This is a genomic window from Paenibacillus sp. J31TS4, assembly GCF_018403265.1.
Lineage (GTDB): Bacteria > Bacillota > Bacilli > Paenibacillales > NBRC-103111 > J31TS4.
The window spans coordinates 426,126-439,203 of record NZ_BOSI01000002.1; the positions used below are offsets into that span (position 1 = coordinate 426,126).

The window sequence follows — 13,078 nt, forward strand, 5'->3', positions numbered from 1 at the left end:
CGGCGAACCGGACCTCCTTGGAGAAAAAGAACGGCGGCGCCTGTTACCTTTTTCCTCCTGCTTCGTTATATAGGTTGGAAAGGCAGGGGCCGTTACTTTGAGATCGGATTTTATGAGCATGTATGAAGCTTACTTCGACGACGTGTACCGGTATGTCCTCTACAAGACCGGAAGCAAGTGGGATACCGACGACCTCGTCAGCGAGGTGTTCCATAAGGCGTACCGCAGCTATTCGTCGGCCAAACAGCCGGAGAACGCCAAGGCGTGGGTGATGACGATCGCCCGCCACACCGTCATCGACCATTACCGCAAGCGGAAAGAAACCGTGTCCGCGGACATTCTGGAGTCGTTCGCCCAGGACTTCTCCGTGGAGGAGAAGGTCGAGCACGCTGTCGAGGTCGATTGTTTGCACAAAGCGCTCGCTTACCTGCCCGACGAGGACCGGGAGGTGATGACGCTGCGTTATTTTGCCGAGATGAAGCACCGGGAGATCGGAGCCGTGCTGGGCAAGCAGGAAGATACCGTGAAGACGCGCGTCTCCCGTCTGCTGCGCAAGCTGGGCGGGCTGGTTAAGGGATGCTTGGAAGGGAAGAACGCCCATGGATGAACAGAAGCTGGAGAAGACGCTTGCCGCGATGAAGGAGCGGCTGACGGTCAATACCGCGCTAAAGGATGAGCTGCGGACCGTCTTCCGGCGCAAGCGGAGGAGGGCGCTGGCGGCCAAATGGTCGCTGGCGGCAGCCGCGGCCGCGTTCCTTTCGGTGTTCGTGCTGAACGGCCTCCCCGGCGTCGGCCTGCCGGGCGTGAATGCAGCCGCCCTGCGCGTGCAGAATCAGGTCTCCTTTGTGGAGATCGGGTCGGGCAGCGCGCTCAACGTCGCGGAGCACGACGGCAAGGTCTATGTTCCCGTAGCGGGCGAGGGCCTGTTCGTCTACGGGGGAGCCGGCTTCCACAGGCTGGCCGACCGGGAGCTCAGCGACCTCTCCATCAGCCGGGACGGCCGCCAGCTTCTCTGGGCGGCGGGCGGCACCGTCGGCACGTACGACATCCAGAGCGGCGTCTGGCGGGAGCTGCTGAAGGGAGACGGCAGGGAGGTATTCTACGAGCAGCCAGCCTGGTCCGAGGAGGGCCGCTTCCTGTACGTCCGAAAGCTGCTCGATCCGGGGAATCGCGAAGAAAGGGTGGCCGAGTCGGCCATTTACGAGTGGCGGGGCGAGGCGGAGCCTCCCCGCAAGCTGGCCGAGGGCCGCTCGCCTGCTCCCGTCCCGGGCCGCTCCGCTTTTCTCTACGAGAAGGCGGGCGAGCAAGGTATTCACATCATCTTCCGGGAGACGGACAGCGGAGAGGAGCGGGAGATCGACCGGGGCCGCTCGCCTTCCGTGTCACCGGACGGGCGCTATGTCGCCTATGTCAAGAACGACCGTCCGGGCCCGCCTGCTGGAGGGCAGGCCGAGGCGGGAAGAGTGGAGAACGTGTGGGTGGCGGATACGGAGGGAGAGACGCGCCGGCCGGTGACCTCGAATCCGCTCCGTCCGGAGGAGGACGGGCCGCTCGATCCCCCTGCATCGCAGGACGAGCGGCCAGCACAGACGCCCGCGGAGGAAGGCCGGTCGGCCCCCGAGCAGGGCGGCCTCTACCGCTACGCCTCGCCGACCTGGAGCAGCGACTCCCACAGCGTGTTCGCGCTGAGGAGCTTGTCGGATGAAGGGGCCAAGGTGAGCCTGATCCGGCTCGATCTGTCGACCCGTACCCTCACTCCGGTCGAAACGGTCCGCGCTTTCGAGCAGGCGGTCATCCAGCGGGACCTCGATTTCGCGCGCAGCCTGCTGATGGAGCAACCGGACTTTTTCATCGGGTCCAACCCGCACCGGGTCAGCTACACCATTCTGGGCTCGGGGACGGCGAATGGCCGGCCGTATGTCGACGTGGAGGAATATTGGAGCTATACTGCCAATCCGTATTACGGCATTCAGAAGGTCCGCTATGAGCTCGAAGCAACCGACTGGGGCTATGTGCTGAACGGCGGTGAGCTGCTGGACGACGTACTCGTGACCGGCACCGAGGATGGGAGGCTTACGCTCGAGCGCAACGGACAAGAGGAGGTGCTACTCGATCCAGGAGAGCTTCCGCGCGAGCTGCTCCCTCCGGGGCCGTCCCGGATCTCCTCTCTAGCTTACGTGCCGTCTCGGAATCTGCTGCTGCTCACGCTACAGGTGCTGCAGGACGAAACGGGAGGGAAGCAACAGGCGGCGGTCAAGCTGATCCGGTACGACACCAAGGAGCGGACCTTCGAGCTGCTCGAGGAGCGAGCCAAGCTGGGCGAAGCCGCCAACGTCGGGGCCGAAGCGATTCTCGTCTCGCCCGACGGCCGGTTCGCCGCTCTGGACCTGTTCTCGGACGACGAGCCGGCGGAGCGCTCGCATATCCTCGTCTACGACCTAGAAGAGAAGCGGGCTGATCTGCCGGAGACGGAGCTCACGGCTGTCGGGCTCGAGGCTGTACGGACCCATTACTGGAACGGGACGAATCTGCACTTCACGGTTAAGAGCCACGGGCAGACGATGCATCTGGTCTGGGACGCCGTCCGCCGCACCCTGAGTACGCCGTAGCCGGTCCGCTTCCTATCCTTGAACACAACAAACCCGCGCCGTTATGGCGCGGGTTTGTTCGCGTAACCATGCTTGTTCAGAATTTCGTGAAGCGCTTCGCCCTTGATCGGCTTGCTCAAGTAATCGTCCATGCCGGCTGCCAGGTATTTTTCCCGGTCTCCCTTCAGCGCGTTCGCGGTCACGGCGACGATTACCGGGCGCCGGTCCTTGGGCAACATGCTTTGGATCGCCTTGGTCGTCTCGAGACCGTTCATGCCAGGCATCTGGATGTCCATGAAGATGAGATCGAACGGCTCGTAAGCGGCGGCCTGCACGACCGCGTTGCCGTCCTCCGCGATCTTGACGCGGTGCCCCGCCTTCTCGAGCATCTTGCGCAGCACGAGCTGGTTGATCTCGTTGTCCTCCGCCACCAGGATATGGAGCGCGCGGCGGGGCTGGTCTTCTTCGGCGGCACCCTCCTCGGCGGGCCGCTTCTCCTGCTGCACCGCTTGAAGCGAGATGGTGAACGAGAAGGTAGTACCGGGCTCGGCCGAATCCTCGATCCAAATCTCGCCGCCCATCAGCTCGACGAGCTTCTTGCTGATGGCGAGGCCGAGTCCAGTTCCCTTGGTCTTGCGGGTGAGGAAGTTGTCAAGCTGCTGGAACGGCTCGAACAGATGGCTCAGCTTCTCCTTGGGGATGCCGATGCCGGTGTCCTTGACCGAGAAGAGCAGGAGCAGCTTGTTCTTGCGGCGTTTCTTCACAGAGACGTTCATGGCGACATAGCCCGAATGGGTGAACTTGAGCGCGTTGCCGACCAGATTGGTGATCACCTGCTTCAGCCGGACCGCATCCCCGATCACCTCGTCGGGGACGTCGGAATCGATCGAATAGCGGAGAGCCAAATTCTTCTCAATGGACATCGGCGTGAACAGGTCGAACGTCTCGGCGACCAGCCCGCGCAGCTCGAGCGGCTCCTCCTGGAGCTTGGAGGTGCCGGACTCGATTTTGGAGAAATCGAGGATGTCGTTGATGATATTCAGCAGCGTATCCCCGCTCTTCTGGATCAGCTGGACGTATTCCCGCTGCTCGTCGTCGAGCTCGCCCGTATTGAGCAGCAGCTCGGTCATGCCGATAACGCCGTTCATCGGCGTGCGGATCTCATGGCTCATGATCGCAAGGAACTCGCTTTTGGCCTTGTTCGTGCGCTCGGCGGCTTCCTTGGCGATCAAGAGGTTCTTCTGCTCCGTGATGTCCTTGGCTATGATATAGAACCCGACGATTTCGTCGTGAATGATGATGGGGGCGACGGTCGTCAGCACCTCCGCCTCCTGACCGTTCTTTCCCCGGATCTGGTCGATATGGTCCTCGAGGCTGACCGCATGCTTGTTCTGATTGGCGGCCTTGAGCTCCCTCAGAATCTCCTGGAGAAACCCGCTCGTCATGTAGTTCGAGAAGTCGACGCCGACCATCTCCTCAATCGCGTAGCCGGTCAGCTTTTGGGCGGCGACGTTCGTATTGATGACATGTCCGTCCAGGGTGAGGGAGAAGACGGCGTCGTGGTTGTATTTCTTGAGAGAGGTGTACCGTTCGATCGTCTCCTGCAGCTTGAGCTCCGTCCGCTTGCGGTCCGTAATGTCCTGGATCGTGCCGTGCAGCAGGATCGGCTGGCCCTCGCTGTTCAGCGTAGCCGTACCGCGCAGATGAAGATACTTCACCTGTCCGTCCGCACGGACGTTGCGGAATTCCAGAGAGAGCGGCTCCCCCTTGAGCGAACTCTCGATCATGTCGACGGCGTACTGCCTCTCGTCCCCATGAACGTAGGGAAGCAGGTCGGTCGGGTGCCGGAGAGTCATGGTGCGGTCGAGGCCGAGAATCTCATAAACCTGATCGGAGCAGAGGAACGTCTCGCTACGCAGATCCCATTCCCAGCTGCCGAGAAGCGCAATGCGCTGTGCTTCCGCCAGGCTTTCGTCGTGCTTCCTCCGCTCGGTGATGTCGCGGCTGATGCCCAGAATCTTTTGCAGCCGGCCGTGCTCGTCGCGGATCAGCTTGAGTCTCGTCTCAAACCAGACGTACATGCCGTTTTTATGCAGGAAGCGCAGGGAGAGCGCATCCTCATCGGCGATGTCCGACAACCGGATGAGCTTGAGATCGTCAGGATGCAGGTACTGCTCGATGGGGTGTCCCTCCACCTCCTCTGGCTCCCGGCCGAGCAGGTCCCGTACCGCAGGAGAGCAGAACCGGACGATGCATGCGGGTGAGAGATAGGAAATGATGTCAAGGGCATGGTTCGAAATCAGCTGATAAAGCTCTTCCGTCTCCAGCAGCTTCTTTTCGGCCAGCTTGCGGTCGTTAATATTGACGACATGGGAGATGAAATAGAGAGGAGCGCCCTCGGCTCCTCCTTGTCCGTCCCGCACCAACGAGACGTGCACCGAGACCCAGATGGGCTCGCCGTTTTTATGAAGATAACGCTTCTCGGTTTCGTATAAGGCGAGGCTGCCCTCCAAGAGCGCCTCCATATGAGCTTGATCCTTGCGTTGGTCCTCGGGATGCGTCAGCTCCAATACGACGCGTCCCTCCAGCTCCTGCGGCCGATAGCCCAGCATGCTGCCTAACGAAGGGTTGACATTCAGCCAGATCCCTTCCGGAGACACTAGGCTGATCCCGACCGGAGCGTGCGTATAGATGCTTTCGAATAACAACTGATGGTCCACTCGTTCGTTTTGCATGAATAATAATCCTCCATAGAGGGGTTTAGATTGCTGTCATTCTATCATGCTTGTAACCATGTAGAAAAGCAATTCAAACAACCGAAAAGAAGGAAAAAGCCCACGAGGGCAAGAGACGTTCGGAAGGAAATTCCTATCGACTCGCGCCTGGTGCGGCTTCCTGTCTGGTCGGCTGCGTTGCTCCCGGGCCCCGGGATTGGTACGATGGGCTAAGCGGTATTGTTAAGGAAAGGAAGGATCAGCATGATCAAAAACGAGAAAATCCGGGCCGCCGAGGTTGAGCTGACCGGTCTGGACGGAGAAGAGCTCGGCATCGTGCCGACAGAGGAGGCGCTGGCGATGGCGAAGCGGCTGAAGGTCGATCTCGTCTGCACCTCGCTCTTGTTCAGCCCGCCTCCCTGCAGGCTGATCGGAGCCGGCGCCGCCAGAGAGCAGGAGCAGCAGGCTCGCAAACGGGAAAAAAGTGGTAAACTGAAAGAAATTCGTCTGACACCACGCATCGAGGAGCATGACTACGAGACGAAAAAGCTGCAGGCAGAGCGCCTGCTCGCCGGAGGGGGTTCCGTTCAGCTCACGGTCCGGATCCAAGGCAAGGAGGGGGCAGTGGCCAAGACGCTGCTTGAGCGGCTCGCGCAGGAGCTGGCCTCCGCGGGCAGACGGGCGACGGGAATTCAGCTGAGCGGCAAGCAAGCGGCTGTCCGCCTGGACCCTGTCGAACAGGCCGGCAGCTAACCGAACCAGGAGGAGAAGCGGATGAAGAAGATTGGATTTATCGATTATTATCTGGATGAGTGGCATGCGGAGAAGTATCCGGGGTGGATTGAGGAAGCGACCGGCGGAGAGATGAAGGTTGTCTATGCATACGGCAAGCAGGACAAGGAGGGCGGCGAGACGAACGCCGCTTGGTGTGAGCGCAAAGGCATCACGCTGCTCTCCACCATCGAAGAGGTTATCGAGCGCAGCGACTACCTGGTCGTGCTGTCGCCGGACAACCCCGAACAGCATGAGGAGCTGGCCCGGCTGCCGCTGCAGTCCGGCAAGCCGACCTATGTGGACAAGACATTCGCGCCGGACCGGGACACCGCCGTCCGGCTGTTTGAGCTGGCGGAGCGGCACAAAACGCCGCTGTTTTCCACCTCGGCGCTCCGGTTTGCGGACGAATACGTGCAGGCCGAGCGGAACGGCGTCCGGACGATCGCCAGCATCGGTCCGGGGAAGTTCGAGAACTACTCGATCCACCAGATCGAGCCGATCGTGATGTTCCTCGGCAGCCGGCCGCAAAAGGTGATGTACACCGGAACGGCCGGCTCCGCCGCGCTCTTGATCGCGTTCGAGGACGGCCGCCAGGCTGCTCTCCGCCATTTCGGTTCCGGCTGCCCGTTCAGCATGGCGCTCGATTACGAAGACGGAAGCGCGCGCGTCCTGACGGTACAATCGAATTTCTTCGGGGCGTTCATCCGGGAGATGATCGCGTTCTTCGAGACGGGCCGGCCGCCTGTCGATCCGGCGGAGACGATTGCCATCGCTTCTATTATTGAATACGGCCTCCGGGCGGAGAAGACTCCGTACGAATGGATTGCGCTGCCGCAGGGCTGATAAGCCGAGCTCCTGCGGGCGCCGTTCGTATAACGAGGGGCAAACGTAGTAGAATAAAGCAGAAGATTCTAGTCAGGAGGTTCACCATGGAGTATCCATCGTATTTTCAAGCCAACCGAGAAGACCAATTGAACGAGCTGACGGAGTGGCTGTCGATTCCGAGTATCTCCGCGCTGTCCGCCCACAAGCCGGACGTGCGAAGAGCGGCGGAATGGCTTGTGGAGGCGCTGAAGCGCGCGGGCCTCGAGAATGTCGAGCTGCACGAAACGAGCGGCCATCCGATCGTGTATGCGGATCATCTGCATGCGGAGGGCAAGCCTACCGTGCTCATCTACGGCCACTACGACGTCCAGCCGGTCGACCCGCTCCATCTGTGGGAGACGCCTCCGTTCGAGCCGGCGATTCGCGGCGGCAAGCTGTACGCCCGGGGAGCGACGGACGACAAAGGGCAGCTGTTCCTGCATATTAAGGCGGTCGAGGCGATTCTGCGCCAGGAAAAAGAGCTGCCGGTGAACGTGAAATTCTGCATCGAAGGCGAAGAGGAGGTCACGAGCCCGAACCTTCCCTCGTTCCTCGAGCAGAACCGGGACAAGCTGGCGGCAGATGCGGTGCTCATCTCCGACACGTCGCTGCTCGAGCCGGGCAAGCCTGCGATCTGCACCGGCTTGAGAGGCTTGTGCTCGCTTGACGTAGACGTCTATACCGCGAATACCGATCTGCACTCGGGCTCGTTCGGCGGCGGCGTGCCTAATGCGCTTCATGCGTTAGTGACGCTGCTCGACTCGCTTCATGACCGCCAGGGCCGCGTGGCCGTCGATGGCTTCTATGAAGGGGTCCCCGAGCTGTCCCCTCTGATGAGAGAAGAATTCGCCAAGCTGGCGTTTGACGAGGAGAAGCTGAAGAGCGAGCTTGGGCTCGAAGCGTTGTACGGAGAGGAAGGCTACAGCTTCGTTGAGCGGGTAGGCGCCCGGCCGACGCTTGAGCTGAACGGCGTTTACGGCGGGTTCCAGGGAGAAGGCACCAAGACGGTGCTGCCCTGCGAGGGACATGCCAAGATTACTTGCCGTCTCGTCGGCACTCAGGACCCGCAGGATGTGCTGGACAAGATCGAGCGTCACCTGCGCAGCCATGTCCCGACGGGGGCACGCATCGAAGTGACGCAGCGCGAGAAGGGCAAGCCGTTCACGATCGACCCGGAGCTGCCCGAGCTGCAAAAGGCGGCCGACGCGTACGAGCGCGTCTACGGCACCCGACCGGTGTTCACCAAGGACGGCGGCTCGATTCCGATCGTCGAGACGTTCTCCCGCGTTTTGGCGGCGCCGGTCGTCCTGATGGGCTTCGGCCTGCCGAGCGAGAATCTGCACGCGCCAAACGAGCATTTCACGCTGGAGAACTTCGACAAAGGCCTGCTCACGATCGTCGAGTATCTCAAAAGCTTATAACGCCTCAAGCCTGCCCGGGCCAGTCGAGGAAGAAGCAAACCCCGCGGAACGTATCTTCCGCGGGGTTTTGGCGTTACCGGCTGTCGGCCGAACAGCTCGGTATGGTAAGATGGGAATAAGAGGAAAAATTGTGAGTCCGCTTACTTCCCCGCCGCCGCGAGCTCCTCGACGAGCGGACGGAACCAGGAATCGAGAGGCGGGAACGTGTAGCCCGCCTGTGCCGCCTTGTCGGTCGTCATCGTCCACGAAGCGGGCAGCGCGAAGGGAGAGCGGTTGTCCGCATCCGGCTCGTTCTGGATGCGGGCCTCCCGTCCTACGGCGTCCTCGACGATATGGATGATTTGCCGCAGCGTGAGGGTGCCGGTCGAAGTGGCGTTGAACGGCCCCTCGGCTTCCTGGGCGCCCAGCCAGGCGAGGAACCGGGCTGCTTCGTCCGAAGTGATGAACGACATGGCCGCCTCGCCGTTCGGGAAGCCGATCGGCTGGCCGCTGCGGACGCGCTCGACATGGAACAAGAGGCGCTTGGTATAGTCGTCGGTGCCAAGCACGACCGGGAAGCGGACCGCGCATACGGGGAAGGACGCCTTCTGGAACAGAACGGCTTCCGCCTGCCGCTTGCCCTCCCCGTAGTCGGCCGCGAGGTCCGGCTGGATCGGATACGAGTAAGGGTCGAAGTCGGTCTCGGCGTGTGGTTCCCCATTGATCTCATAGACGGCGAGCGTCGAAGTGAAGATATAGCGGCTGGTCCGCCCGGCGAATGCTTCGCAGGCGTCCAGAGCCGCCCGCGCAGTGTAGCCGATGTTGTCGTAGACGACATCCCAGCTCCCAGCGGCGGCGGCCGCAAGGAGCGATTCGCGGTTTTCCCGGTCGACCGTCAGGCGCCGGACCCGATCTCCGAACGGATCCGGGGTCTGCCCTCTCGTTGCCACGGTAACGTCATGTCCTTCATGGACGAGCCTTTCCACGAGCTTTTTGCCGAAGAATCTAGTCCCACCCAGCACCAAAATGCTGCTCATAGGGTTCCTCCTCTAAATGGATATCGGCCTGATCGTATCACATTGGAGCAGGAAGGGACAGGGAAAGAACGAGCAGAGCCGGCAGGCGGGAGCCTCTTCGCTGCTGCATCGAGAGCCGCGCCAACCGGGGAGCGGAAGCCGGAGCAAGCGTCTTGCCCTACGGCTAGCGTCCCGGATGGGGAAGGCTCCATAAATGGTCGAACAAGCGAATGTTTCGGATAAGGAAGGAGTAGAGACATGTACCGGTTTACTATATGCTTCATCCGCAGAGGGGACGAACTCCTGCTGCTGAACCGAGTCAAGGCTCCGCAAATGGGCCGCTGGAACGGCATCGGCGGCAAATTCGAGCCCGGGGAGACGCCGGAGGCGTGCGTGATCCGGGAAGTTTGGGAGGAAGCCGGCATCCTGCTGGAGGAGCCGTCTTTGGCGGGAACCGTTACTTGGGTCACGCCTGGGGAGACGTCAGGGATGTACGTCTTTGTCTCCGAGCTCCGTCCCGAGACCGACTATCCGGCTCCCCGTGCGGTCGCCGAAGGCATTATAGCCTGGAAGCCGCTCGATTGGGCGCTGGACCCTGGAAATGAAGGAATGGCCGAGAACATCCGGGACTTCCTCCCCTGTATGCTGGCGGGCGAATGCTGGGATCATCGCTACCGGTTCGACGAGCAGAACCGGATGATCGGGTATTCGAGGCTCCCGCTGGCGAAGGAGGAGCCCGCGGCTGCGGCTGAAGCCGTATACAGCGAGATGACCTGAAGGGGGCTATCAACATGGTGACAGGTTTATTGATCGGCGGGGCCGTCCTGCTGTTCGTCTCGGGTCTTCTGCTTGGCGCGTGGACGACCGGCGCCCAGCAGAGGCGCAACTATTATACGGAACCGGAGCGGGAACGCCCCGGCAGACGCAGGGCGGCCACATGGCTGGGGATGGGAGGGCTGGCTTTGCTTGCGTTGGCCTGGCTCCTGTACGGATTAGCCTGACAACGGAGATTTGCTAAGATCGATCCTCGCGGGAAACTTCACGAATAGGGAAACTCTCCTCTTCTGCTCGAACGTGTTCTTGTATAGCCTTAAGGAGGCTGGCCTCTGAAAGGGGAGGGAGGGGATGAGATGAAGAAGATTCGAGCCGTTGCGTTGTGTTTGATCCGCCGAGGCGACGAGCTGCTGCTTGAGCGAACGGAAGACGAGAGGACAGGCGTGACCTTTTACCGCCCGATTGGGGGAACGGTGGAGGTTGGGGAAACGAGCAAAGAGGCGGTTGCCCGGGAGGTTCGGGAAGAGCTAGGGGCGGCTATCTCGGAACCTAGGCTCTTGTTTGTGATCGAGAATTTGTTCGAGTACGAGGGCGAGCTTGGGCATGAGGTGGATTTTTTGTATGAAGCGGAGCTGCTGGATTCTCGCCTCTATGAGAGGGAGGAGGTAGAAGGGATGGAGGGGGACGCGCCTTACCAAGCCGTTTGGACGCCGTTGGACTGGTTCCGGGACCGCCCAAAGGACGCCAAACTGGTACCGGATGGTCTCCTTTACCTCCTGCTGGAGCAGAAGTCCGGGCGAGAGAGCGTCGTTCGGCATATCCGTACGAGGTAGCAGAAAAGCAAATGGGCGACTAGGGAAGGAAGCGCGGCGGAGAGGACGCGAAAGGGGCGAGGGAATGGAGCTTGGCATTCTGGTCGTGCTGTTCTTGGTAAATTTGCCCGTTTACAATTGGCTGCATCGGCTTCTGTTCAGGAATGACCAGGAATTTCGACAATCGATGCGTTATATCTTGACCCCAGACCTGATCTCCTTGTTCCGCGGCCGCTTCTGGCAGGATCTACGGGGCGAGACCCGGCTCAAGCTGTTCTTCTTCCTGTGTATAGCCGTGACGTTTATCGAGTTCGCTCTGGTGCACCGGCTTCTTCGCTGGCTGACAGGAGAATCTGGCTAATGGACACCAGTACAGAGCGGAGAGCCTCCGTTCGGTGAGTCGTAGGGAAGGCTGCGGCAAAGAAATCGCATGGAGCCAGCAAAGCCGCTCAACACATAAGAACCCGGCAGGCCAACGCCTGCCGGGTTCTTGCGTGTTCTAGAGGAGAGAGTGACAACAAAGCCCCATTTGCCGACGTCCGCCTTAATAGCCGTCCGTCTTCTTACCCATATTCTCTGCCATCTCCGCGCCCTGCCGGAACGAGGTAGAGCCTTCGTGTGAGGCCTCCGCGCTTCTCATCTGCTTCGCCTTCTCCAGCTCCTCCTTTACCCGGCGGCCGTAATCCGCATCCGCTTCGGTGAAATGCGAGATCATCTTGGTCTGGATAACCGGCTCGCATACCAGGAGGGCGTCGACAAGGTTGCGGATCAGCTCGTCGCGCTCCCATTCCTCGAATTTGCGATAGGTGTCCCCGGCCTGGCCGAAGTTGTTCGGCCGGTCGATCGGCGCCCGTACGAGCTTCTCGTTGTAGACGGGTTCATGGTCCTGCCCGCCGGATGGGGCCTCCGTCAGCCCGCCGAGCGAGGACGGCTCGTAATCGACATGAGGATTCTGCCCCGGCGCGAGATCGACGGAATACTCCATCTGCCCGCCCCGCTGGTTCGTGGCGACACGCTTCTTGGGGGTGTTGATCGGCAGCTGCAGGTAGTTCGTGCCGACCCGGTAGCGCTGCGTATCCGAATACGAGAACGTGCGTCCCTGCAGCAGCTTATCGTCTGAGAAGTCCAGGCCGTCGACAAGTACTCCCGTCCCGAACGCCGCCTGCTCAACCTCGGCGAAGTAATTCTCGGGATTGCGGTCCAGCACCATCTTCCCGACCGGCAGGAACGGAAATTTCTCGTGGTCCCACAACTTCGTCGGATCGAGCGGATCGAAGTCCAGCTCGGGATGCGCATCGTCGCTCATGATCTGCACGGACAGCTCCCACTCGGGGTAGTCGCCGCGCTCGATCGCTTCATATAGATCCTGAGTGGCGTGGCTGTAGTTTTTGGCCTGGATTGCTTCGGCCTCCCGCCGGGTCAAATTGCGGATGCCCTGCTTGATCGGCTCCCAATGGTACTTGACGAGGACCGCCTCGCCGTCCGCGTTCACCCACTTGTACGTGTTCACGCCGGAGCCCTGCATCTGCCGGTAGTTGGCGGGAACGCCCCACGGGGAAAAGAGGAAGGTGACCATATGCGTCGATTCGGGCGAATTGGCGAGGAAATCGAACATCCGCTGCGGATCCGGGATGCCCGAAACCGGATCCGGCCGGAAGGAATGCACCATGTCCGGGAACTTGAGTGGGTCGCGGATGAAGAAGATCTTCAGGTTGTTGCCGACCAGATCCCAGTTGCCCTCCTTCGTATAGAACTTAACCGCGAAGCCGCGTGGATCCCGCAGCGTCTCGGGCGAATGGACACCGTGCACGACCGTCGAGAACCGCACGAAAACCGGCGTCCGCTTGCCCGGCTCCTGGAACAGCTTGGCCCGCGTATACTTGGCGACCGGCTCATCCCCCACCTTGCCGTAGGCCTCGAAATACCCGTGCGCGCCCGCTCCGCGCGCGTGTACGATCCGCTCAGGAATCTTTTCTCGATCAAAATGGGAGATCTTCTCGAGAAAGTGGTAATTCTCGAGTGTGGAAGGGCCGCGGCTTCCGACGGTCCGGATATTCTGGTTATCTGTAATCGGATGGCCCTGCCGGTCGGTCAGCGTTCCCGGCTCCTCGCGGGAGGACATCCGCCCGTCGCCGG

Annotated in this window: 11 protein-coding genes and 1 pseudogene; 9 read left to right on the top strand and 3 right to left on the bottom strand. The window is 61.1% G+C overall.

Going from position 1 to position 13,078, the window contains the following annotated elements:
- Positions 1–97 precede the first annotated feature (97 nt).
- The gene (locus KJS47_RS12780) at positions 98–607 is read left to right on the top strand and encodes an RNA polymerase sigma factor (protein ID WP_213525430.1); all 510 of its coding nucleotides are present in this window, start codon (positions 98–100) and stop codon (positions 605–607) included.
- Positions 600–2,609 (top strand): TolB family protein, encoded by a 2,010-nt coding sequence (locus tag KJS47_RS12785; protein ID WP_213525431.1) that lies wholly within the window; start codon positions 600–602, stop codon positions 2,607–2,609. Before KJS47_RS12780 ends, KJS47_RS12785 begins: the two co-directional genes overlap by 8 nt.
- A gap of 41 nt (positions 2,610–2,650) precedes the next feature.
- On the opposite strand, the gene KJS47_RS12790 is transcribed toward KJS47_RS12785, so the two are convergent.
- The gene (locus tag KJS47_RS12790; RefSeq protein ID WP_213525432.1) at positions 2,651–5,323 is read right to left on the bottom strand and encodes a PAS domain S-box protein; all 2,673 of its coding nucleotides are present in this window, start codon (positions 5,321–5,323) and stop codon (positions 2,651–2,653) included.
- A 243-nt stretch (positions 5,324–5,566) separates the two neighbouring features.
- Here KJS47_RS12790 and infC point away from each other — a divergent pair, with 243 nt between their 5' ends.
- The 3 genes from infC (at position 5,567) to KJS47_RS12805 (ending at position 8,361) form a co-directional block, all read left to right on the top strand.
- On the top strand, positions 5,567–6,055 hold the full coding sequence (gene infC / locus KJS47_RS12795) for a translation initiation factor IF-3 (protein ID WP_213525433.1): 489 nt from the start codon (positions 5,567–5,569) through the stop codon (positions 6,053–6,055).
- A gap of 21 nt (positions 6,056–6,076) precedes the next feature.
- Positions 6,077–6,919: a Gfo/Idh/MocA family oxidoreductase gene (locus KJS47_RS12800; protein WP_213525434.1), complete on the top strand. Its 843-nt coding sequence runs from the start codon at positions 6,077–6,079 to the stop codon at positions 6,917–6,919.
- An 86-nt stretch (positions 6,920–7,005) separates the two neighbouring features.
- A complete protein-coding gene (locus KJS47_RS12805; RefSeq protein WP_213525435.1) occupies positions 7,006–8,361 on the top strand; it encodes a dipeptidase in 1,356 nt (451 codons plus the stop codon).
- A 140-nt stretch (positions 8,362–8,501) separates the two neighbouring features.
- Here the strand turns inward: KJS47_RS12805 and KJS47_RS12810 are convergent, their stop codons facing one another.
- Positions 8,502–9,377 carry an NAD-dependent epimerase/dehydratase family protein gene (locus KJS47_RS12810; protein WP_213525436.1) on the bottom strand — a complete coding sequence of 292 codons (876 nt, stop codon included), beginning with the start codon at positions 9,375–9,377 and terminating at the stop codon, positions 8,502–8,504.
- 237 nt (positions 9,378–9,614) lie between these two features.
- Here KJS47_RS12810 and KJS47_RS12815 point away from each other — a divergent pair, with 237 nt between their 5' ends.
- The 4 genes from KJS47_RS12815 (at position 9,615) to KJS47_RS12830 (ending at position 11,303) form a co-directional block, all read left to right on the top strand.
- A complete protein-coding gene (locus KJS47_RS12815; protein WP_213525437.1) occupies positions 9,615–10,133 on the top strand; it encodes an NUDIX hydrolase in 519 nt (172 codons plus the stop codon).
- Positions 10,134–10,147: 14 nt separating this feature from the next.
- Positions 10,148–10,357, top strand: a complete 210-nt coding sequence (locus KJS47_RS12820) for a hypothetical protein (protein WP_249716343.1) — start codon at positions 10,148–10,150, stop codon at positions 10,355–10,357.
- Between the two features lie 129 nt (positions 10,358–10,486).
- On the top strand, positions 10,487–10,963 hold the full coding sequence (locus KJS47_RS12825; RefSeq protein ID WP_213525438.1) for an NUDIX hydrolase: 477 nt from the start codon (positions 10,487–10,489) through the stop codon (positions 10,961–10,963).
- A gap of 64 nt (positions 10,964–11,027) precedes the next feature.
- Positions 11,028–11,303: a hypothetical protein gene (locus KJS47_RS12830; protein WP_213525439.1), complete on the top strand. Its 276-nt coding sequence runs from the start codon at positions 11,028–11,030 to the stop codon at positions 11,301–11,303.
- A gap of 287 nt (positions 11,304–11,590) precedes the next feature.
- Here KJS47_RS12830 and KJS47_RS12835 read toward each other — a convergent pair.
- A pseudogene (locus KJS47_RS12835) lies at positions 11,591–13,064 on the bottom strand (catalase); the annotation flags it as partial.
- Positions 13,065–13,078: the final 14 nt, after the last annotated feature.

Coding starts and splice junctions, on each gene's coding strand:
- infC (WP_213525433.1), top strand. CDS start 5,567: ATGATCAAAAACGAGAAAATCCGGGCCGCCGAGGTTGAGCTGACCGGT.
- KJS47_RS12820 (WP_249716343.1), top strand. CDS start 10,148: ATGGTGACAGGTTTATTGATCGGCGGGGCCGTCCTGCTGTTCGTCTCG.
- KJS47_RS12805 (WP_213525435.1), top strand. CDS start 7,006: ATGGAGTATCCATCGTATTTTCAAGCCAACCGAGAAGACCAATTGAAC.
- KJS47_RS12785 (WP_213525431.1), top strand. CDS start 600: ATGGATGAACAGAAGCTGGAGAAGACGCTTGCCGCGATGAAGGAGCGG.
- KJS47_RS12810 (WP_213525436.1), bottom strand. CDS start 9,377: ATGAGCAGCATTTTGGTGCTGGGTGGGACTAGATTCTTCGGCAAAAAG.
- KJS47_RS12815 (WP_213525437.1), top strand. CDS start 9,615: ATGTACCGGTTTACTATATGCTTCATCCGCAGAGGGGACGAACTCCTG.
- KJS47_RS12825 (WP_213525438.1), top strand. CDS start 10,487: ATGAAGAAGATTCGAGCCGTTGCGTTGTGTTTGATCCGCCGAGGCGAC.
- KJS47_RS12830 (WP_213525439.1), top strand. CDS start 11,028: ATGGAGCTTGGCATTCTGGTCGTGCTGTTCTTGGTAAATTTGCCCGTT.
- KJS47_RS12800 (WP_213525434.1), top strand. CDS start 6,077: ATGAAGAAGATTGGATTTATCGATTATTATCTGGATGAGTGGCATGCG.
- KJS47_RS12790 (WP_213525432.1), bottom strand. CDS start 5,323: ATGCAAAACGAACGAGTGGACCATCAGTTGTTATTCGAAAGCATCTAT.